The sequence below is a fragment of the Bacillus sp. DB-2 genome (assembly GCF_003315125.1).
Taxonomy (GTDB): Bacteria; Bacillota; Bacilli; order Bacillales; family Bacillaceae_G; genus Bacillus_A; species Bacillus_A mycoides.
Genome location: NZ_QNRN01000017.1, coordinates 60,506 through 81,964, shown reverse-complemented (window position 1 = coordinate 81,964; position 21,459 = coordinate 60,506). Strand labels below are relative to the sequence as shown.

The 21,459-nt window shown below is 33.2% G+C and carries 21 protein-coding genes; 18 read left to right on the top strand and 3 right to left on the bottom strand.

Annotated elements, in window-relative coordinates; translation table 11 throughout:
• The first annotated feature begins 138 nt into the window (after positions 1-138).
• From DET63_RS25055 to DET63_RS25035, 5 genes are all read left to right on the top strand, one after another.
• On the top strand, positions 139-411 hold the full coding sequence (locus DET63_RS25055; RefSeq protein WP_001070538.1) for an autorepressor SdpR family transcription factor: 273 nt from the start codon (positions 139-141) through the stop codon (positions 409-411).
• The gene (locus tag DET63_RS25050) at positions 408-1,043 is read left to right on the top strand and encodes an SdpI family protein (RefSeq protein WP_002143549.1); all 636 of its coding nucleotides are present in this window, start codon (positions 408-410) and stop codon (positions 1,041-1,043) included. The genes DET63_RS25055 and DET63_RS25050 overlap by 4 nt, the downstream gene beginning before the upstream one ends.
• A 24-nt stretch (positions 1,044-1,067) precedes the next feature.
• Complete coding sequence (locus tag DET63_RS25045; protein WP_113938191.1) at positions 1,068-1,706, top strand: SdpI family protein; 639 nt, start codon at positions 1,068-1,070, stop codon at positions 1,704-1,706.
• Positions 1,707-1,875: 169 nt separating this feature from the next.
• Complete coding sequence (locus DET63_RS25040; protein WP_107887305.1) at positions 1,876-2,592, top strand: ABC transporter ATP-binding protein; 717 nt, start codon at positions 1,876-1,878, stop codon at positions 2,590-2,592.
• Positions 2,582-4,156, top strand: a complete 1,575-nt coding sequence (locus DET63_RS25035; protein WP_113938190.1) for a putative ABC transporter permease subunit — start codon at positions 2,582-2,584, stop codon at positions 4,154-4,156. Before DET63_RS25040 ends, DET63_RS25035 begins: the two co-directional genes overlap by 11 nt.
• Positions 4,157-4,221: 65 nt before the next feature.
• On the opposite strand, the gene DET63_RS25030 is transcribed toward DET63_RS25035, so the two are convergent.
• Complete coding sequence (locus DET63_RS25030; RefSeq protein ID WP_061688372.1) at positions 4,222-5,094, bottom strand: AraC family transcriptional regulator; 873 nt, start codon at positions 5,092-5,094, stop codon at positions 4,222-4,224.
• Between the two features lie 305 nt (positions 5,095-5,399).
• Here DET63_RS25030 and DET63_RS25025 point away from each other — a divergent pair, with 305 nt between their 5' ends.
• Together DET63_RS25025 and DET63_RS25020 are read left to right on the top strand one after the other, a co-directional pair.
• Complete coding sequence (locus DET63_RS25025; protein WP_000859658.1) at positions 5,400-6,170, top strand: ABC transporter ATP-binding protein; 771 nt, start codon at positions 5,400-5,402, stop codon at positions 6,168-6,170.
• On the top strand, positions 6,157-8,106 hold the full coding sequence (locus tag DET63_RS25020; protein WP_000176129.1) for an ABC transporter permease: 1,950 nt from the start codon (positions 6,157-6,159) through the stop codon (positions 8,104-8,106). Before DET63_RS25025 ends, DET63_RS25020 begins: the two co-directional genes overlap by 14 nt.
• Positions 8,107-8,171: 65 nt before the next feature.
• On the opposite strand, the gene DET63_RS25015 is transcribed toward DET63_RS25020, so the two are convergent.
• A complete protein-coding gene (locus DET63_RS25015) occupies positions 8,172-8,630 on the bottom strand; it encodes a hypothetical protein (RefSeq protein WP_001064712.1) in 459 nt (152 codons plus the stop codon).
• 308 nt (positions 8,631-8,938) lie between these two features.
• Here DET63_RS25015 and DET63_RS25010 point away from each other — a divergent pair, with 308 nt between their 5' ends.
• The 11 genes from DET63_RS25010 (at position 8,939) to DET63_RS24960 (ending at position 20,738) form a co-directional block, all read left to right on the top strand.
• Entirely contained in the window at positions 8,939-9,517 is a 579-nt protein-coding gene (locus tag DET63_RS25010; RefSeq protein ID WP_002129619.1) for a class I SAM-dependent methyltransferase, read from the top strand.
• On the top strand, positions 9,517-10,131 hold the full coding sequence (locus DET63_RS25005; RefSeq protein WP_000418950.1) for a DedA family protein: 615 nt from the start codon (positions 9,517-9,519) through the stop codon (positions 10,129-10,131). The genes DET63_RS25010 and DET63_RS25005 overlap by 1 nt, the downstream gene beginning before the upstream one ends.
• A 28-nt stretch (positions 10,132-10,159) precedes the next feature.
• On the top strand, positions 10,160-10,861 hold the full coding sequence (locus tag DET63_RS25000) for a response regulator transcription factor (RefSeq protein WP_113938189.1): 702 nt from the start codon (positions 10,160-10,162) through the stop codon (positions 10,859-10,861).
• Positions 10,845-12,353 carry a sensor histidine kinase gene (locus DET63_RS24995; RefSeq protein ID WP_113938188.1) on the top strand — a complete coding sequence of 503 codons (1,509 nt, stop codon included), beginning with the start codon at positions 10,845-10,847 and terminating at the stop codon, positions 12,351-12,353. The genes DET63_RS25000 and DET63_RS24995 overlap by 17 nt, the downstream gene beginning before the upstream one ends.
• Positions 12,354-12,465: 112 nt before the next feature.
• Complete coding sequence (locus DET63_RS24990; RefSeq protein WP_003192005.1) at positions 12,466-12,831, top strand: YxeA family protein; 366 nt, start codon at positions 12,466-12,468, stop codon at positions 12,829-12,831.
• Between the two features lie 200 nt (positions 12,832-13,031).
• Positions 13,032-13,793: a rod shape-determining protein MreC gene (gene mreC, locus DET63_RS24985; RefSeq protein ID WP_003192006.1), complete on the top strand. Its 762-nt coding sequence runs from the start codon at positions 13,032-13,034 to the stop codon at positions 13,791-13,793.
• 674 nt (positions 13,794-14,467) lie between these two features.
• On the top strand, positions 14,468-16,330 hold the full coding sequence (locus DET63_RS24980; protein ID WP_113938187.1) for an FtsX-like permease family protein: 1,863 nt from the start codon (positions 14,468-14,470) through the stop codon (positions 16,328-16,330).
• A gap of 77 nt (positions 16,331-16,407) precedes the next feature.
• Positions 16,408-17,229, top strand: a complete 822-nt coding sequence (locus tag DET63_RS24975) for a peptidoglycan-N-acetylglucosamine deacetylase (RefSeq protein WP_113938186.1) — start codon at positions 16,408-16,410, stop codon at positions 17,227-17,229.
• Positions 17,230-17,246: 17 nt separating this feature from the next.
• On the top strand, positions 17,247-17,903 hold the full coding sequence (locus tag DET63_RS24970) for a YkyA family protein (RefSeq protein ID WP_113938185.1): 657 nt from the start codon (positions 17,247-17,249) through the stop codon (positions 17,901-17,903).
• A gap of 210 nt (positions 17,904-18,113) precedes the next feature.
• Positions 18,114-18,875 carry an ABC transporter ATP-binding protein gene (locus DET63_RS24965; RefSeq protein WP_002143529.1) on the top strand — a complete coding sequence of 254 codons (762 nt, stop codon included), beginning with the start codon at positions 18,114-18,116 and terminating at the stop codon, positions 18,873-18,875.
• Between the two features lie 15 nt (positions 18,876-18,890).
• Positions 18,891-20,738, top strand: a complete 1,848-nt coding sequence (locus DET63_RS24960) for an FtsX-like permease family protein (RefSeq protein ID WP_113938184.1) — start codon at positions 18,891-18,893, stop codon at positions 20,736-20,738.
• A gap of 217 nt (positions 20,739-20,955) precedes the next feature.
• On the opposite strand, the gene DET63_RS24955 is transcribed toward DET63_RS24960, so the two are convergent.
• Entirely contained in the window at positions 20,956-21,135 is a 180-nt protein-coding gene (locus tag DET63_RS24955) for a cold-inducible protein YdjO-related protein (RefSeq protein WP_002015777.1), read from the bottom strand.
• Between the last annotated feature and the right edge of the window lie 324 nt (positions 21,136-21,459).

The window sequence follows — 21,459 nt, the reverse complement described above, 5'->3', positions numbered from 1 at the left end:
TGAAATATAAGCTAGTAAACAATATAGGTCAAAAGTGGAAAAAGTAAAAAGGGCTAGGATACAATTGACAATTAACTGAAAATATTTTAACGTTTAGATAAATATCTAAATGTCTAATTATCGAAAGGAAGAAAGACATTGAATCAAGCATTTAAAGCATTAGCAGACCCGACAAGGCGAAAAATTTTAGACTTATTAAAAGAAGGCGATTTAACAGCTGGGGAAATTGCTGAACAGTTCAACATGACAAAGCCAAGTATTTCACACCACTTAAATGCACTTAAAAATGCTGAACTTATTCAAGATGAAAAAAGAGGGCAATTCGTTGTGTACTCTTTGAACACAACTGTCTTTCAAGATTTATTGACTTGGGTGTTTACATTTACAAATAAGGGGGAAGAGGGGAAATGAAAAAGCATCTTTTTGCAATTATATTAATTCTTATAACTTGTATAGCTTGGGCGTTTGCTTGGCCACATTTGCCGGATACAATCGCGACACATTGGAGTGGTGGTAAGGTAGATGGTTATTCTTCTAAATTATATGGAATGATTTCTATGGTTGGAATTATGATTGCGTTATATGTATTTCTAAATGTGATACCAAAGATTGATCCAAGGAAAGCAAATTACGAGAAATTTTCTAAAGCTTTTATGATGATGAATAACGGGATACTATTGCTACTATTTGTAGGAAATATAGATATTATTACAAGTGGATTAGGATATAACTTATTCATTAATCGCATGCCTGAATTATTAGTTGGTATTCTATTCATAGTTATCGGAAACTATTTACCACAATGTAAACCAAATTACTTTGTAGGCATAAAAACACCGTGGACGTTAAGTAACGAAGAAGTATGGAGAAAAACACACCGTTTTAGTGGAAAGGTGTTTGTTGCATTAGGAATCATTATGATTTTAAGTGTTTTCGCGCCGGTAGCATGGAAATCTTTCGTAATGGCTGGAATTATTATTGGTGCAGTAGGACTAACGATGGGATATTCCTATGTTGCTTATAAGAAAGAGATAGGGGCTTAATATAAAATTTATGGGGGAGAGAGGATGAAAAGACACGTATTACCATGGAGTTTAATTATTGCAATTGCAATTGGCTGGTACATTGTATGGCCTTATTTACCGAAACAAATTCCACGTCATTATAATGCTGCAGGAATGGTAGATGGATATTTTTCTAAAATAGAAGCGAGTTCATTTTCAATAGGTAGTATGGTGTTGCTGTATTTGATATGGCTAGCTATGGGGTATATTGATGTAACAAAAGATAAGTATAAACAGCATGCTAAAGTCCTTTCTGCAATCCATTATGCAATTCTTTTGATAGGGTTCGGCTGTAATATATTTGCGCTATTAGCAGCGTCTAATTATATTGCATCGGGCTCCATTGCATTTAATTTCGGACTTGGAACATTGTTTTTAGTACTCGGCAATTATATGCAACAAACGAAGCCAAATGGCTTAGTAGGAATCCGGATGGACTGGACATTAGAAAATCCTGTAGTTTGGAGAAAAACACACAGATTTGCTTCGAAGGTATTTGTAATAGGTGCACTTTGTATATATGCTGGGGCGGTACTTCCAGATCCATTCAATATTTTTATGGGGATTGGAATAATATTAATATGCATCTTCATATCAACGATAAAGTCATATGCTATTTATAAAAAAGAAATGCAATTGTAAGCAATAAGCGATTGAACTACACTAATCAAATTATATATTTATAGTTTTTATGTGTTAACAGGTTCTAATACTCAGTGAGGATAACAAACAAAACTTGCTGAGTAAAATTAAAAGCTTGATAATCTGAATATTTTGTTTTTTATCCGAGAGATAGTTTGGGGGAAATCACATGTTAGAAATTATAAATTTTAGCAAGACATACAAAGGTGGTAAGAAAGCAGTAGATCTTTTAAACATTACTGTTCAAGCAGGAGATATCTTTGGATTTATTGGGCATAACGGTGCGGGGAAAAGTACAACAATTAAGTCGTTAGTAGGAGTTATAGATTTTGAAGAGGGTGAAATTTTTGTTGATGGACATTCAGTAAAAAAGGATCCGATTGCATGTAAGAGAGTAATGGCGTATATTCCCGATAATCCAGATTTATATGAGCAATTAACAGGAATTCAATATTTAAACTTTGTTGCGGATGTATTTAAAGTGCCGGTGAAGGATCGGGAAGAACAGATCCAGAAGTATGGGGATGCCTTTGAGATTACACCTTACTTGGGAGACTTAATATCTTCTTATTCGCATGGGATGAAACAAAAAGTAGCGATTATATCGGCGGTTTTACATAAACCGAAATTATTAGTTTTAGATGAACCTTTCGTTGGTCTTGATCCAAAGGCAGCCGTAGTATTGAAAGGTATTATGAAAGAGCTTTGTGAAAAAGGAAGTGCGATTTTCTTTTCTACGCACGTTTTAGATGTAGCGGAGAAGTTATGTAATAAAATAGCGATGATTAATAGAGGGAAATTAGCACTTTCAGGGGAAGTGAATTCTTTAATAAAGGAAGGATCATTGGAAGAGCTCTTTATGAAGGAGCTTGCTAATGAATATTAGTAGTCTAGGTCTTTTAAAAATCCGCTTGATAACGCAGCTTGGTTTAAATACTTTTAAATACGAAAAAGATAAAAAGAAGAAGCAGAATAAGATTTTACTGTCAGCATCTATTGCCTTAGTTGGTGTCATGTTAATGCTATATTGTGGGGCCTCGGCATATGGGTTGGTGAAGCTAGGAATAAGTGAAATTATCCCAGTTTATGCACTAGTTATTAGCAGTGTATTGACGTTGTTTTTCACTATATTTAAGGCAAATGGAGAGATTTTTGCTTTTAAGGATTACGATTTTTTAATGTCATTACCGATTCGTGTAAGTACAGTTATTACAAGTAGGTTTTTGTATTTATATTTGCTGAATACGATCTTTTCAATCATAATCATGCTCCCAATGGGAGTTGTTTATGGCATACATGAGAGGCCATCAGTCTCTTTTTACTTTATGTGGTTCATCAGTATGTTTATAGCATCTTTAATTCCAACAACAATAGCAGCGATTTTTGGAGCTGCTATTACGGCAATCGCTTCTAAATTTAAAAATACGAATAAAATAACTACGACTTTAAGTTTTATAGTAATTATTACATTCGGTTTCTTTATGCTAAAAAGCGGAAATGCTCAATATAGTCTTAATGATATGAACGGAATAGGTGCAATTATTTCAGAGCAACTAACTAAAGTGTATCCATTAGCTAACATGTTTCAAAAAGCAATTGTTCATGCTGATATTGTAGCTTTCATCCTGTTTGTTGGGATATCGGTTATTTGGTATTATCTTTTTGTAAAAATCCTTTCGTTAAAATATAAGCAAATAAATACAGAGATTACCACTTATCATATGCTTTCAAATTATGAGATTCATAGCATGAGAAAAGAAAGTGTATTGGCCGCATTGTATAAAAAAGAACTGAAGCGTTTCTTTTCTTCTACAGTGTATGTGGTAAATAGCGGAATGGGAGTTGTGATGGCGCTAGCTTTCGCACTAGCTATAGTTGTAGTAGGGCCAAGTCAATTAATAGCGTATCCTGGAATTGAGGCCCTGTTGCAAAAGGTTGCGCCATTTGCTATTGCAGCAGCGATTTCGATGACGTGTACAACATGTGTATCATTGTCATTAGAAGGAAAAAATGTATGGATTATTAAGTCGTTGCCTATAGCGCCAAAGATGATTTATGACAGTAAAATTCTTATGAATCTTTCATTAAGTATACCTGCATCACTTATTAGTGCTGTATTACTGATAATAGGGTTAAAACTAGATGTTTGGAGTTCTCTTTTCATCGTAATAATACCGATAACATATTCATTCTTTTCGGCAGTATGGGGGATTTTTATTAATAATCGATTTGGTTATTATGATTGGGTATCAGAAACTCAAATAGTAAAACAAAGTGTAGGATCGTTTGTCGGCATGTTTGGTGGTTTAATTACGGCTGTTATACCAGCCGTATTAATCGGTACTGCTACAATCTCGAACTACAGAGTATTTACTTTGGTAGTTATTATAGTGCTTGCGATTATTACTATTTTCTTGTATAAGAACGAGTCGAGAAGAAGTATAAAATAAAAAGCTGCTTTTCCTTTAAAGAGGAAGAGCAGCTTCTTTATTTTGAAAAATTTTAGACCTTTATATTACTTTTTTAAAACAGGTATCCATATCTCGCTTCTGAAATTCGGTGAGGATACGTCTTTACTTTCATTCCATAATATTTCGGGTCCTTCCGCTAGTTCATAATTCGAAGAAGGGAACCATTCGGAATAAATACGTCCCCACACATTTTGTAATGCATCAGGAAATGGACCGACAGCTTCAAATATAGCCCATGTTGAAGCTGCAACTTCAAGTTGTTTGAATTGCTTTGGACAATCTTTCGTTGTGGCTACTCCAATATAGTGATCGAGTTCGCCTTTTTCCTCCATTCTTCCTTCAGAAAAATTCGTAGAAGCACTAATAATTCCGGTAGGTTCAATATTTGAAAGGGACTTTAATGTTTCGATTGATTGGCTGTCTAAACTTTTCCACATAGAAGCAATTTCTTCGTTTACACCGTTAAAAACAATCGGTACTCGTTTTTGTATACCAATGATTTGAAATGGCCCTTTTTCTTCAATTCGATAGTTCATTTCATTTCCCCCTTGAATGGATAGTTGGAAGGTCATTGGTGAATAAGCTTTCAAAGAACGACTAGTACTTCGAGCTTCTGAAGGCGTTATTCCGTGCAAATTTTGAAATGCACGTGTAAATGAATCTGGTGAGTTGTATCCATATTTTATAGCAACATCAATGACTTTTGCATTGCTATCTGTTAGTTCAAAGGCAGCAAGGGTAAGACGTCTACAGCGAATATATTCTGATAGTGATATGCCAGCTAGAAAAGAAAACATTCTTTTGAAATGATATTCGGAGCAGAAAGCTATTTTTGCGACTTCTTTAAAATCAATTTCGTGTGTAAGGTTGTCTTCAATATACTGCATTGCCGCATTCATATTTTTAAGTGAATCCATTATATGACCTCCTTTGTATATAGAATATCAGGAACGAAATAGCTCCATCCGACATTTCATGCACAACTTTGTGGGGGCATTTTTAACCTTACAAAATTGTAATGTTCCTGTAAGGAGAATGAATGGATGGCATGATATCCCAATGTTATAGTAACAAAGTACTTTAGTACATTAGGTTAAATTCTGATGTCTTTACTTATGTGCCTTACATAACTGTCATGTTAGTGTAAGAAACATCGATAGTGGCAAGAGTAGAGAGTATATATAGTTGAAAATAGAGAATAGAAGAAATGAGGGATGTCGAGATGAAAACAGTGTTAGAAGCAAAAAATATTGAAAAAGTATATGACACAGGTGGGAATAAATTTGCAGCTTTAAAAGGTATTAACTTACAAGTAAAAGAAGGGGAGTTCGTTGGAATTATGGGGCCTTCTGGTTCGGGTAAGACGACTCTTTTAAATGTTCTTTCTACAATTGATAATGCGACGAACGGTGAGATTTTAATTGATGGAAAAGATATCGTGAAGATGAATGATGATAAGCTGGCGTTGTTCCGCCGTGATCATTTAGGTTTCATCTTCCAAGATTATAACTTATTAGATACGTTAACGGTGAAAGAGAATATTGCGTTACCTCTTGCATTATCGAAGGTGAAAGCGAGTGAGATTGATCGCCGCGTTCTTGAAATCTCAAAGAAATTCGGTATTGATCATATTTTAAGTCAGTTCCCATACCAAGTATCTGGTGGACAGAAGCAGCGCTGCGCAGCATCGCGTGCGATCGTTACAAGTCCTAGTATGATATTTGGGGACGAGCCGACTGGAGCACTTGATTCTAAATCAGCGACAGATTTATTAGAAAGTATGAAGTCGTTAAATGAATATGATAATTCTACAATTTTAATGGTAACGCATGATGCGTTTGCGGCTAGTTATTGTAAACGAGTTATTTTCATTAAAGATGGTGAGTTATATAAAGAATTACACCGTGGTGAATTAACACGTAAACAGTTCTTCCAAAAAGTCGTTGACGTAATGTCTTCCATTTCTGGAGGTATGGCTGATGACCTTATCTAGCATTGCCCTCCGCAACATACAGCGGAACTTTAAAGACTACTTTGTATATTTTGCATCTATGATATTTAGTATCGTAATTTACTTTACATTTAAAGCACTGCAATATAATTCACAAATGGAAAAAGCAGCGGAAGCATCAAAAAAGATTAGCGGTGCATTCCAAGTTTCCAGTGTAATGCTAATCATTTTCGTAGCAGTGTTTATTATATATTCGAACGGTTTCTTTACAAGAAAACGTAAAAAAGAAGTTGGGCTATATTCGTTACTTGGTATCCGAAAAAGACAGATTGGTAAAATGCTCTTTTATGAAAATATGTTAATGGGATTAATGTCTTTAATTATCGGGATTGCGATCGGTAGCGTCCTTTCGAAACTATTCCTTGAACTACTAGTAAGTATGATGGGATTAAACTTAAATGTTCATTTTGAAGTACCGATGGCTGCGATTATTGATACAGCAATTATTTTCTTTGTGATTATTTTATATACATCACTTCAAGGGTATCGTTTAATTTATCGCTTTAAGTTAATTGAACTTTTCCGCGCAGAGCGTGAAGGAGAAGCAATGCCAAAAGGATCCGTAATTATGGCGTTAATTTCAGTTTTCTTAATCGGCTCAGGTTATTTCTTAGCGTTAATGTTTATGAAGGCAGTTATGTATGCAAACTTTATGGCAGTCGCACTTTATATATTACTTGCGACAGTATTAGGTACGTATTTACTATTTATGTTCTTTACAGTATTCGTATTGAAACGTGCAAGAAATAATAAATCATCGTTTTATAACGGTATGAATATGATAACGACGTCACAGTTACTATATCGTATTAAAGGAAATGCAAAGTCACTTGCGACAATTTCTATTTTAAGTGCAGTAACATTAACGGCGGTTGGTACGTCAGTTACGATGTATTACAACACATTTACACAATCAAAAGCAGTTGCACCATACAGCTACTCTTATGAGAAGAAAGATGCAGAACTAGATAAGAAAGTAAATGCGATTTTTGCTGAAGAGAAAGAGAATCACCCTGTAAAAGATCAATTTGAAGTTGAGATGGTTCCTGTAAAAGGAAAGTTTGAAGGAGCTAAAGTCGATTTCATCTTTAATATGAACTACAGTATCTCAGAGAAATATCAATTTATATCTCAATCTGAATTCAACAAACTTGCGAAAAAAATCGATGCGGAAACAGTGAATATAGCTACTGGCGAAGCATTTATATATGATAGTTCTTATATTGAAGGGTATGAGTTTAGCCCTGAATATAAAGGAAATAAAGCGGTATTCCAAATTGGAAATGAAACGAAGACATTGACGATCCAAGGTGCAAATAATAATGCAATTACGAACTTAGGTGAATTAGTTGTTGTCGTTTCAGATGAAATGTATGAACAGGCGAAGCAAGCATTTGGAACACGTGTTGTAAAAAATATTGATGTAAAAGATGAAAGAAACAGTAAAGTATTAACAGAAAAATTAACAAAAGTGATGCCAGCTAGTGAATCAGAAATGGCACCACCATTTAGAGACTTCTATACTGGTTTCCATATGGGACTTGAAGCAACTGGACTAATGATGTTCATCGGAATGTTCTTAGGACTTGTATTCTTACTAGCAACAGGTTCTATTATTTACTTCAAACAGCTAACAGAAGCAAGTGCAGATCGTGAGCGTTACGTTGTCCTTCATAAAGTCGGTGTAACGAAACAAGAAATGAAAAAAGCTATTGCAAAACAAGTGAGCTTTATCTTTGCAATTCCACTAGTAATCGGAATTCTACACAGTTTGTTTGCATTAAAAGGTTTAGGGAACATACTACCATTTGAAATTATGATTCCGCTTCTAATTAGTATCGGAGTATACAGCGTTATTTATATCGGATATTACTTCTTAACAGTTCGCTCTTATTATAAGATTGTGAGCGCGAAGTAATGAAAGAGTTGTTTTATCTTAGTAAAAAAGCATCCGACTAACATGTTAGTCGAATGCTTTTTTGTCTATACGTGAGCTTTATTTTCGTCCGAACTATCAAACATGTCCATTACTTTAAAAATACCTTCCAATAGCAAGGTACATAGAATAGCGAAAATTAATACGGCATGAGGTGATAATTCAACTGATGTGAAGTTAAGGTCTGCCAACCAAAAGTAACCTACATAAAAACTTAGAAATGTGCTAACAGCCGAAAGTGTAAATCCTAAAAATCCTAATTCCTTTAATTTTTCCTCAGATAATTTACATAAACGTAAAACAATAGAGAAGAGAATTCCTACTATGAAAAATCCCATACATAATGCGAACAATGATATTATGCTTGGATACTTAACTTCATCGGGCATCCACTTTTTCATTCCCACTATTAAAAATGTAGGGACAAGAATAGGTAATAAAAGTGGTAGCACTATTTGTATAGCTGCAAATAATGCATTTGATTTATTATCGTTTTGATTATTCATAAAGCCTCCAAAAATGATTTCTATACTAATTTCAAATATCTTAGAGGATTCTAACATAAAAATAGTAACTTCGCTATACAAAATCGGAGTAGGAACATGATCATTCATGGTAAATAAACAAGCTGACTTATTTGTATATGTTTGATTCGCTTATCTTTGGAATTCAATTTTTTATGTTTGTTTATAGTAAAGATGAAGATTTCCTTCATCTTCATAAAATCTTAAGAAATCTCCTCAATATTTGTTAAGAAACGATAGTTATACTTAAACACAAGTTAAAAACTATTGAACGAATGGAGAGAGAGTATATGCAGCTCATAACATTCTTAAATGAATTTATTAAACATCCGAAACATACTGGTGCGATTGCGCCAAGTTCAAAGATATTAGCAAAGAAAATGGTAGATGTAATTGATTTTAATAGAGCGAAATGCATTGTAGAGCTAGGGCCTGGTACAGGAGCCTTTACGAAAGAAATTATAAAGAGAAAGAAGAAGGAGACAATATTTCTTCTTATTGAAATTAATGAAGTATTTTTCAAAGAGTTAAAGAGAAAATTTAAAGATGAGCAGAACGTGATTGTTATACACGGCTCAGCGGAAAATATAAAGAAGTATATGGAACAATTGAATATAGAATGTATTGATTACGTCTTATCGGGATTGCCTTTCACTTCTTTACCAGAAGAGGTTTCAAAGCGCATTTTAAACAGTGTAATGGAAACGATACATGAGAATGGAGAATTTATTACATTCCAATATTCACTTGTGAAAAAAGGATTTATACAGCATTTCTTCCCTGAAATTACACTAGAAAAAGTGTGGTTCAATTTCCCACCAGCTTACGTCTTTAGCTGTAAAAAAGAGCTAAGGGGAGCATATGCATAATGGAGCTACATGAATTAATGTCATACATTGAGCAGTATGGTTATTGGGCACTATTTTTTTGTTTATGGCTTGGTATTATCGGTATGCCGATTCCAGATGAAATGATTGTAATGAGTGGTGGATTTGTATCATCGATGGGTATATTGAATTTGATTCCCGCCTTTTTATTAACGTATTTAGGCGTTGTATCCGGCCTTTCTTTAGGGTATATACTCGGGAAAATCTTTGGCATAAAAGTGCTTAATAAATTGATGAAAAAGAAAAAGATGAAGTATCTTCTAAAATCGCAAGAGATGATAGGGAAATATGGTCATTATGCATTAGTTATAAGTTATTTTATACCTGTTGTGAGGCATATCGTACCGTATTTAGTAGGAATGAATAACATGTCTTTTAAGACATATGCGATTTATTCATATGTAACAGGATTTGTCTGGACGTTAGTTTATTTTGTACTAGGTTCTATATTTGGAAAGCATATAGAAGTGATAGTAACCCTTGCGACCGAGTACGGTATATATTTTGGTGGCATCGTTATTGTAGTTTGTAGTATTTCTTATGTGTATATGCATAAGAAGAATGCAGTAGTGAGTGAAATAAAGCAACATTCTTAGTTTGGTAAATGATGCTGGAGGAGATTTTGTGAGTAAAGGAACGATACTAATCGTGGACGATGAGAAGGAAATTAGAAAACTTATCGCTATCTATTTAAAGAATGAAGGATACGAAGTATTACAAGCTGTAGATGGTGAAGAGGGGTTAGAAATAGTAAAGAAAAGAGACGTGCATCTAATTGTACTTGATATTATGATGCCGAAAATAGATGGCATTCATATGTGTATGAAAGTGAGAGAAATAGCGGAAATGCCTATTATTATGCTGTCGGCAAAAACGCAAGATATGGACAAGATTTTAGGGTTAACAACTGGGGCAGATGATTACGTAGCAAAACCATTTAATCCGCTGGAACTCATTGCTCGGATTAAATCACAACTTCGGAGATATATGAAAATGAGCGGGACAAGCGTAAAAGATGAAAGTGTATTTGAAGTTGGAGATATAAAGATAAATATAGTAACGCGTCAGGTCATTATTGCAAATGAAGAAGTGAAATTGACACCGAGAGAGTTTGAGGTATTAGAATTGTTCGCACGAAATCAAGGAATGGTATTAAATGCAGCGCAAATTTATGAAAGAGTATGGAAAGAACAAGCTTTCCAATCCGATAATACCGTGATGGTACATATTCGGAAAATACGCGAAAAGATAGAGGCGATTCCAAGAAAGCCTCGTTATATTAAAACAGTATGGGGAGTTGGCTACAAGATTGAGAAAGATATTTGAACCGATAATATGGATGAATCAAATTTTTAAAAAAATGATAGGTAAAACAGTGAGTTATTTGGAAAAAAGTATACGGATACAGCTAATTGCTACATTTACTTTCTGTACGTTACTCGGTGTATTAGTAGGATGGTCTTCATCTTCCTTTTTCGAGGATGCGAATAAAATTTCTATCATTGATTATGCATCAGGTATGGAAGCCATTGATGGACAGACACAATGGCTTGTTGGAAGTATAACAGAGGAAGGTAAGGAAATTAATATACAAGAACTGCTTGATCAATCGAATCATCAAAATCAACTGAAAATTTTAATAATAGATGAGAATGGGAAAGTCGTTTATAAAACAAAGGGAGCGCCGGAAGAACAAATCAATCTTCATGAGACGATGCGTAATGTGATGGATTTTAAAATGGATCAAGTACGATATGTAGAGGCGCAAAATTTAATTCAAGATGGAACTGAACAAAAGCGTAAGGAGTTTACAACCTTTTATCCGGTTACTGTTAATACGAAAAATATGTATATCATTGCAAGTGGTATACCACAAGGAAATGTGAAGTATATCGTGAATGATAATAGCCCATTTCCATCTTTACTAGGTTTTATCACGTTTATACTATCTTTCTTTTATATAACGAAAAGGAAGATGAATCAGATTGAAGCGATGGCAGAAGGAGTAAGGGAATTTTCGAAAGGTAACTTACAATATAAAATCAAACAGGCAGGTCAAGATGAAATAGGGTTATTAACTTCAAATATTAATCAAATGGCAGAAAAGCTTTTGGCTAATATAGAAAAGGAAAAACAAATAGAGAAACAAAAAAGTGAATTGATTACAAATGTATCACATGATTTAAGAACACCACTTACTTCTATTATGGGGTATTTACGTTTACTAGGTGATGCAAAATATGAAAATAAAGAACAGCATGATGAGTATATAAAAATTGCTTTCTCAAAATCAGAGCAGTTGAAGATGTTAATAGAGGATTTGTTTGAGTATACAAAACTAACAGATGAAAATAAGGCGTTAGATTCACAAGAAGTGTGTATGAATGAACTACTTGATCAGTTAATAGAAGAGCTAGTACCACAAGCGGAGGAGCATAATCTTTCTTTTGTGAAAGAATTTCAGGAAGATCGTATATATGCTGTTGTGGACTCAGAAAAAATGGTACGTGTGTTTGAAAATCTTTTAATAAATGCAATTAAATACAGTATAGATAAAGCAGAAATTCGAGTTTTACTTCAAAGAGAAGAACAGCATATCAAAATTTCTATAGCGAATCATAGTGAAGAATTTACAAAAAAAGAATTAGAGAATTTGTTTGAGCGTTTTTATAAAAAAGATCAATCAAGAAGTAGAGCTGTAGAAGGTTCAGGTTTGGGGCTTGCAATTGCAAAAAGCATTGTTGAATTGCACAAAGGAGAAATTCGAGCAGAATATGAAAATGGGGTTATTCAATTTATTATCTTATTGCCAATTTAATTAGAAGAGCATTAGGAAATTTGGTTACATTTTAATAAGTAATAGCGCCGCGATTGATTTAGAGGAAGTCCTTTAAGGGGAAGTATCTGAGAAGAGGAGAATAGAAAGTTTCATGAAAAAAATAAGTGTGTTTATCGTATTGATTATAGTTGGAGTTACATTACTTATCGGGAAAGGTGGACCGATTGTAGATCAACTCAATCCATTTATTAAAGAAGATGTTTATTATGCTGTTGTAGACAATGATGGTAAATTTGAGGCTAAGAAAGATGGTTTTGGTAGATGGCAATATAAATTCAAAGGATATAATGAATCCGGTCAAGAGCAAAAGATCGCGATGACTGCTTCAAAACATTTAAGAATAGGGTCATATTTAAAGATTAGATCTAAAGGAAGTTATGGTATGAAATGGGAGGAAGTACAAGTAGATGAAATACCTAATAAAGTAAAAGAGAAAGTACAAATAAAACATAATTAGTTATAGAAATTATAAGTTGCATTCCATGGATAAAGTAACGATCAAGCTTCGAATATAGTGGCAGTATATGATAATTTCTAAATTTTTTATAAAGAAGATAAAGTTTATCTGAACTTTATCCAAACTACATTTCTTCTGTGTACAATGACTAGTATTCTATAGTATGTAGATAAAAAATAGTAAGGAGTAGCAGGATAATTATGCAGGTTTCTAAGAAGAAAATATTATTATTTCTTTCAATTATTCTTTTGGCTTTATTGATGGTGTATGTATGTACAAATAATAAGCATGTCCAAAATATTGTTCATAATATAGAAGACATCTATAAAGTATATAAAGAGAATCAGGTATTGAAAGGGAAAATTGAACATCAAGAATCGTTAAAGAGTAAAGTGCAAATGTTAAGTGAGGAGAAAGAAAGCCTTACTAAAATTATCAACAAAACGAAAGAATTAAAGGAACAGGGAAAATATAATTTCATTCAAGCTACAGTAGTAACCCGTGTAGCAGAAGAGTGGTATAGAGAAATTACTCTCGATAGAGGTTCACAACATGGTGTAAAGGCTGATATGGCTGTTATTACAGTGAACGGTTTTATCGGAAAGGTAGAGAGTGTAGATCAATATACATCTGTTGTGAAATTAATTACGAAAGATGAACGAACAAATCGTTTAGCAATCACCTTCCAAAATGATTCATCTATTTTAGGATTTGTTACAGGGTACGATAAGAAAAAACAAGCCCTTCGAATTGATAATATTCCATCAGATAAAGCGAAAGAAATAAAAATAGGTGATAGCGTTATTACCTCTGAATTAAGTCAGAAAATACCACCCGGTCTTGAAGTAGCAGAGGTGATAGAGCAAGAACCAGATCAATATGGTCTTGCTTATATTATTTATGCAAAACCAAAGGCAAATCTATATGATTTAGAAGATGTAATTTTAATAGAACCTAAATAATAGTTTTATATAGTGTCTATGAGAGGTGAATTAGAAACGAAGAGAATTAATGTAAAGTAAAGAGTAAGAGGGATAAGGGAAAATAAAATGGTACTAAATTTAATAATATGTAGTTATATCTTTATATCGTTTTTATTTTATCTTTATCTTATCTTTATCTCGGACAATTATAATGAAGAGGTAAACTGATGATAAGTGCAAAGTTATTAAGTATTACAGTGGGTCTTTTTTTGTCCATTTTTAATATTAATTATTTATATAACCTCTCCAGTAGGCTAGAAAACCTATACAATATCCTTCGAATTTATATTTGTAAATGCATTATTTGAGCGCGAGAATAATGGCTCTTCGAAAACGTTATTGACGCCATCTTCGTGAGAACAAAGTAATGGTATATGAATTGGGTTATAAAACATTTAATTCGTATATTATAATTTCATTAGAAATATACATTACAAAAATGTAAGGATAATGTAAGGGGAATCAATATTGCTGTTTGTAAAGAAAAGATAAAATGATAGTTAGTGTCTATAAAAATAGCATAATCGCAACACTGGCCATATGACAGGAGGCAATATGAAAAATTTAATATTTGATGAGAACGTTGTGCAAAAAGTGCATAGTAAAAAGGTGAATGTAGTACACCATACTGTAGAGAAGCGTGGGCATAGAGTATGTTATTAAAACTTTCTATTTCCAGTATGAAAAAAATGATAAAGGATTACATCGTTTTACTAATAGGTCTTGTAATCTCAATTTCTATATTTTATATGTTTCAAACGCTTGCGTTAAATAAAGAATTTACAATGAATAACAGCATTATTGGTTCAATTGTATTTGTATTTCAAATAGGATCTATTTTGGTGGCGTTTATTACCTTCTTTTATATTTTTTATGCAAACTCATTTCTCCTCTCACTCCGGCGGAAAGAACTTGGCATGTATCTTGTATTAGGAGCAAAAAAGAGTAAAATCAGCCAACTCTTATTTTTTGAGACGTTAGCCATGGGAATGATTTCACTAGTATTAGGTAGTGTATTCGGAGCTATTCTTTCTAATTTCATAAGTGGGTTTTTAACAAAACAATTGGAAATATCAGCTGAAGGTTATCAAGCTTTTTATGGTCCTACATTCAAAATAACATTTATATTCTTCAGTGCATTGTTTCTGCTTACATCTGTTGTGAATGCAATTCGAATAACACTTAAAACAGAATTAGATTTAATTCGTACAGAGCAAAAGGCGGAGCAGATACGAAAAAAGGGTCCTGTCACAATGGCGTTAACTTTATGTAGTTTATTAGGACTAAGTGTAGGATATTATTTCGTAATCTTTGTAGGAATAAAAGGTGCTGGTGCCACTTTACTCCCATTATTCACAATTACATTGGGAACATATCTTATATTTATTTCTCTTTTACCCACGTTTGTTAATAGATTAAAAAAAACGCGCTATTTAAACGAAAAGAAATTAAGTGCATTTACATTTGCACAATTGCAGTTCCGTGTAAGTAGTTTGGCGAAAATATTAGGAACGGTAACGATGCTAATTGGACTAGGCGTGGGGGCAATGGCCGGTGGCATGTCTTTACAGAAAAATGTAATCCTTACAGCAGAAAAAATGCCAGGGTATGATATTACAATTCATGATCCAGAAGCAACGGATTATAAAGCTATGGAAAAAATGAAAATTATAGATAAAAAACAGTATAAATATAAAGTTGATAATGAGGCTGTTTATTATTTAAAAGAGGAATTATTAGAGAATCCTCCACTACTATTCAGAAAGAAAGAGACAACACATATTTCTGAACAACTTCCATCTTCGATTTATAGGATGTTTAAGGGAGAGGAAGTTGATCCATCTAGTTCTACGTTACCGATGAACTGGGACAAGATTGTGGATAGTGATTTTAGGTCGAATATTACTGTATATGATCGTAAGCCTGTCTATATTGTCGATAAAAACCGTTATGAAACAATTCAAGGGAATGAGCATACGTTTTTTATTGCTAAAGTAGATAATATTTTACAGTATAAAACAGAGTTAAAAGAGATGGATAATCGTCAAATTGAAAAAATAGCTGTTGCTACTAATAGGTCTAAGGAAGACGTATATTTACCAACGAACTATGGTGATTATGAATCTATGCTCGCCTTTTCAAAAGGAACTTCCTTTATGGGATTCTTTTTAGGTCTTGCTTTTTTAGCTATGATGGCAAGTTGTTTAATGTTTAAAATCCTTTCTGGGGCTACGAAAGATATAGGGCGGTATGAGATGCTTCGGAAAATTGGGGTGCGTAAAGAATTACTTATAAAATCTATGTATAAAGAATTAGGTATCGTATTTCTATTTCCAGCAATATTGGGTCTCATTCATGTTTTGGTAGGAATGAATATATTTACATTTGTTAAATTTTTTGTGAATCCATATGTGAACATCTGGATGCCGATTAGTATATTCCTGGGGATTTATATAGTCTACTATTTAATCACTGTACAATTATATAAGAGGATTGTTCTTCCAAAGGAAAGATAAATAGTTAAAGAGGAAGACTTGAAAAGCTAGATTAATGTTTTATTAATACGTAAGGAATGTAGAAAGGAATTAATAGAATGGGGAATTTGTTAAAGGTAAAAAACATAGTTGTAATGACAGTAGCTACAGTTGTAATGGGAGGAGCTTTTTTTGTATTTCAATCGATAACCTCACCTGCAAAAGCGATAGCAAATCAAGAGAATCCAGTTCAATATGCAAATGAACAAATAAAAGTGGAGATGAATAAGGTAGCACCAACGCAATTTAATGGTCAAACTAGAAAAATTGCCTATCTTACCTTTGATGACGGTCCAGGAAAGTATACGGCACAGTTGCTAGATATATTAAAGGAAAATGATGCGAAAGCAACATTTTTTCTAATTGGTCAAAATGTAAAATCGTATCCTGATTTAGTAAAGCGAGAAGAAGTAGAAGGACACTATGTGGGAATGCATAGTATGACGCACAATAACAAGAAATTATATGCCCAGGGTGGCTATGTTGATGAAATGAAAGAGGATCAAAGTTTAATTGCTAGTATTCTTGGACATGCACCAAAACTCACACGTCCGCCATATGGTTCGAAGCCTGGGTTACACGAAGAGCTTCGTAATAAAGTTGTAGAAAATGGTCTTAAAGTATGGGATTGGACAATTGATTCATTAGATTGGGAATACAGTGGGATGCCGATAAATACGGCAACAGCAAAAATTGTTCAAAATGTACTGGCTGGTGCGACAGATCAAAAAGAAGTGATTTTGATGCATGACATTCATCCGCAGTCCGTTGCAGCAGTACCTGCTATTATTAAAGGTTTAAAAGAAAAAGGGTATGAATTTGAAGCATATCATGAAGATGATCATTTCCCATTGAACTTTATGCATGATAAACGTATGTAACATAGGGGGAATTGACATTGACTTATAAAGCGTTAGCGATTACGGGAATTATATCTATAAGCTTATTGACAGGGTGTTTTGGCACGAAGCCAGAAGCAGAATTGTTCGTTGCATTTGAAAATGCAACGAAGCAAGAAAAGACGGTTTCTGAAGATGTGAAAAAACTAGAGGTTTTAGAAAAAGAAGGTCAAGAGTTATACAATCAAATTATAAATGATGGTAAAGATAGTAACCAAGCAATTATGCCGAAGTTAGAGCAAGCTACAAAAAGTATTGATGAACGTGAAAAAGTATGGAACAAAGAAAAAGAAGCTTTTGGAAAAGCACAAGAAGAAGTAAAATCAGTTCATAAAACTATAGATAAAATGGAAGATGTAGCTCTTCAGAAACAAGCGAAAAACATACAGGATATTTATAAAAAGCGTTATGCATCTTTTAGTAAGATAAATGATTCGTATCAAAAATTAATGAAATCTGAAAGAGAATTATATAAAAGCTTAGGTGAAAAAGAAACGAACTTAAAAAAGGTTAGTGAAAAGATTAAAGGTGTAAATCAAATGAATGAGGACATTCAACGAGAAAAAGAGAAATTTAATAGATATACACAAGAATATAACAAAGAGAAATTAGATTTTTATAAACAAGCGAAAATTAAGATGAAAGAGGAGAAATAAATACTTTATTTCTTACTCCAAAATAGAATAGAGAAATCAAAAGTCCCAAGCTACTAGCCTTGGGGCTTTTTCATATTCTTAAAGAAATGTTAAGAATATCCGCTGCTATTTATTAAGAAATGCTATCTATACTTAGAAATGGGTTAAGAAGTGCTCGGAAAATATGTAGGGAAAATAAAAGATAGGAAAAAGAAGTGTAGGAGGATATATATGAAAGCATCAGTTGTAGAGGTAAAGAATGTACAAAAGGTATACGGTAAAAAAGATGAGAGTCAATCACATGCACTAAAGAATGTATCGTTCTCAATTCAAGAGGGTGAATTCGTTGGAATTATGGGACCATCTGGTTCAGGAAAAACAACATTATTGAATGTAATTTCTACATTAGATAAGGCAACAGGTGGAATTGTTGAAATTGCTGGAATAGATATTACGAAAATGAAGCAGGGAGAATTATCTGATTTTCGCTCAGAGACACTAGGGTTTATCTTTCAAGATTTTAACTTACTTGAAAATTTATCAATCTATGAAAACATTGCATTACCGCTTTCTCTGCAAGGCGTTCATTCGAAAAGAATTGAATCAAAGGTGAAAAAGGTAGCAGAAATGTTAGGGATTTCAGAGATTCTTCAAAAATATCCGTCCGAAGTATCTGGTGGACAAAAACAACGTTCGGCAGCGGCCCGTGCACTTGTACATGAGCCAGCCATTATTTTAGGAGATGAGCCAACAGGAGCGCTTGATTCTAAAAATGCGAAAAGTTTATTAGAGTCGATGACCAACTTAAATGAAGAACAGGATGTTTCGATTATGATGGTTACACATGATCCATTTAGTGCGAGTTACTGCCGACGTATTTTATTCATCCAAGACGGAGAACTGTATAAAGAAATTCATCGCAGAGGTACGCGTGATGAGTTTTATAAAGAAATTTTAGATGTGCTTGCGGATTTAGGCACACAAAAAGCATAAGAAAGAAGGTTCAACATGTTATTCAAACTTTCCATGTCGGGAATAAAAAGTAAACGAAAAGACTATATGGTCTTATTAGTTGGGCTTATTATGTCTATTTCAATTTTTTATATGTTTCAAACGTTAGCGTTAAATAAAACGTTTATTGAAGGGAATTCTATGGATGGGATTTTTTCCGTCTTTCAAACGGGCTCATTTTTATTAGGATTTATTACATTATTTTATATTTTATACGCCAATTCATTTTTATTATCACTTCGGCAAAAAGAATTTGGTATGTATATGGTATTAGGGGCAAAAAAGCATAAAATTACATTGCTCATGTTTATTGAAACAATTGTATTAGGAATAGTATCTCTTATAGTAGGTGTGATAGTCGGTATAATCTTGGCACAAGGTGTTGGACATTTACTGATGAAGGAGCTGGAATTTACTGGCGGTGGTTATCATGCATTTTATGTACCATCAATCGTTGTTACTTTCATCTTTTTCATTGCATTATTTATGTTGTCCGCAATTATGAATGGTATGAAACTAGTGCGTAATTCGCCATTACAACTCGTTCACTCCAATAGTCAAACTGAGCGTACGTTTATTAAAGGGAAACTAACAAGTATAGTAGCACCTTTATCAATTATTTTATTAGCAGTTGGCTATGTTTCGATGATTTATATGAAGGAGCTAAAGGAATCAGGATTTATCATTGCAACAATTACAGTAACATTAGGAACTTACATGCTATTTGCATCATTCCTTCCCATTATTATTAATAAACTAAAAGCGAATAAAAATCGTAGTGAAAAAGGAATCAATGTGTTTACGTTTGCTCAGTTAAGTTTTTCTATTAATAGCTTAACGAAAGTATTAGCAACAGTGACGATGTTAGTTGCTCTTGGTGCGGGTGCAATCTCCAGTGGTATGGCGTTAAAAAATAATGTTACAAATATAGTGGAGAGTGCAGAATACTATGATGTCGAAATTAAAAATCCCACAGCAGAAGAAAAGAAAATACTAGATAGTATTACATTTAAAGAAAAGAATGAATATCGATACAAAGTAGATGAGCAGTTTATTTATCAATTGAAAGAAGATTTGGAAAGAAAGCGTCCGCTAACACGTACTGGAAATGACGAGAATAGTAGCCGATTCATTCCTGTTTCGAGGGAACTAATTGCGGGATCCGTTTTAAGTCATAGCCAAGAAAAAAATGAGAATAATACCAATGTAATTCCAGAAGAATGGGGAAATGTTTTACGGTCTCTTCAAAAGACATATATGAATCCTAGTCAAAAGATAAAAATTGTAGATCAAAAGATGTATGATGGGATACAAGGTAAAGAAGAAATTATAATACTGGGGAAAACGGACAATTTTATAACGTATAAAGAAGAATGGAAAAAAATTGATGAATTAGAGCTAGCTAAATATAAAGATATGAAGGGCGTACATCTTTTGAGTAAATATATGCTGTATGAAGGATATTACAGTACTTACAGTGGAACAGTATTTATGGGTTTTTTCTTAGGCATAGCTTTCTTAGCGATGTTGGCAAGTTGTTTAATGTTTAAAATTCTTTCTGGTGCTTCAAAAGATATTATTCGCTATCAAATGCTTCGTAAAATTGGTGTACGTTATGAGCTATTAACGAAATCAATTTATAAAGAGTTATTTTTCATTTTCTTATTCCCAGCGATCGTAGGTATAACGCACGTATTAGTCGGAATGAACATGTTCTCGTTCTTAATAGATAATCCATATTTCCGTATTTGGCTGCCGATTATTATTTTCTTAGTCATTTATGTGTTTTATTATTTCATTACAGTTCAATTGTATAAAAAAATTGTTCTTCCGAAAGAAGTGTAGTGTGTAGTGAATAAGGGGGATGATGAATCGAGCTAAATTTAGGGGAATATTATATGGAATTTATAGTGATGAAGAAGTTATAAATTCAAAAAAGCAGCTATTCTACGTAATAGCTGCTTTTTTCATTATTTGTAATTAGGAAGCAACTTGTACTGTAGATAAGGAGAAACAAAATCCTCTATTTTTTCAGTATATAAAAGATAAAGAGGGAAAGGTATTATAACTTCTGTAGTAATCGTTCGCCGCTTTTCATGTCGCCTTTACACAACGGGCATTGTGGCTTATCTTCTAAAGAAAAGTTTTTACGCATCCATCCAAGGCAGTCGTCTGCTTCGCATTCCCACACAGCAATTGCTTCTGGTTCTTCTACAGGTTTATCATTTTTTCTCCAATACATGTGATCGCTTCTTTAATTTGAAAAGTTTTTCGGAAAAAACAAAAAAGGTTGTTAACGTTTTTTGTTAACAACCTTTTATTTATTCATTATACTGTATTTTTTTAAAAAATGCGAAGGTTAGTAATTGTTAAAGTATAGCGAAATAGCGATTATACAAGCTCAGGATTATAAATCATCGTTGAACGCCTTAGTAATAATTCAATTTGACACGGTGTATGCCGTCAACCTTCTCCGCATGTTTCTACCTCTTTTTCTTCTCTTATTTCAATTCAGATAAGCCTAAAGAACTATAAAGAAAAATGAGTATACTATCAAAAAAAATTT

Coding starts and splice junctions, on each gene's coding strand:
- DET63_RS24980 (WP_113938187.1), top strand. CDS start 14,468: ATGTTATTAAAACTTTCTATTTCCAGTATGAAAAAAATGATAAAGGAT.
- DET63_RS25010 (WP_002129619.1), top strand. CDS start 8,939: ATGCAGCTCATAACATTCTTAAATGAATTTATTAAACATCCGAAACAT.
- DET63_RS25030 (WP_061688372.1), bottom strand. CDS start 5,094: ATGGATTCACTTAAAAATATGAATGCGGCAATGCAGTATATTGAAGAC.
- DET63_RS25045 (WP_113938191.1), top strand. CDS start 1,068: ATGAAAAGACACGTATTACCATGGAGTTTAATTATTGCAATTGCAATT.
- DET63_RS24990 (WP_003192005.1), top strand. CDS start 12,466: ATGAAAAAAATAAGTGTGTTTATCGTATTGATTATAGTTGGAGTTACA.
- DET63_RS24965 (WP_002143529.1), top strand. CDS start 18,114: ATGAAAGCATCAGTTGTAGAGGTAAAGAATGTACAAAAGGTATACGGT.
- DET63_RS25025 (WP_000859658.1), top strand. CDS start 5,400: ATGAAAACAGTGTTAGAAGCAAAAAATATTGAAAAAGTATATGACACA.
- DET63_RS24955 (WP_002015777.1), bottom strand. CDS start 21,135: ATGTATTGGAGAAAAAATGATAAACCTGTAGAAGAACCAGAAGCAATT.
- DET63_RS25020 (WP_000176129.1), top strand. CDS start 6,157: ATGACCTTATCTAGCATTGCCCTCCGCAACATACAGCGGAACTTTAAA.
- DET63_RS25015 (WP_001064712.1), bottom strand. CDS start 8,630: ATGAATAATCAAAACGATAATAAATCAAATGCATTATTTGCAGCTATA.
- DET63_RS25005 (WP_000418950.1), top strand. CDS start 9,517: ATGGAGCTACATGAATTAATGTCATACATTGAGCAGTATGGTTATTGG.
- DET63_RS24975 (WP_113938186.1), top strand. CDS start 16,408: ATGGGGAATTTGTTAAAGGTAAAAAACATAGTTGTAATGACAGTAGCT.
- mreC (WP_003192006.1), top strand. CDS start 13,032: ATGCAGGTTTCTAAGAAGAAAATATTATTATTTCTTTCAATTATTCTT.
- DET63_RS25035 (WP_113938190.1), top strand. CDS start 2,582: ATGAATATTAGTAGTCTAGGTCTTTTAAAAATCCGCTTGATAACGCAG.
- DET63_RS25040 (WP_107887305.1), top strand. CDS start 1,876: ATGTTAGAAATTATAAATTTTAGCAAGACATACAAAGGTGGTAAGAAA.
- DET63_RS25050 (WP_002143549.1), top strand. CDS start 408: ATGAAAAAGCATCTTTTTGCAATTATATTAATTCTTATAACTTGTATA.
- DET63_RS24960 (WP_113938184.1), top strand. CDS start 18,891: ATGTTATTCAAACTTTCCATGTCGGGAATAAAAAGTAAACGAAAAGAC.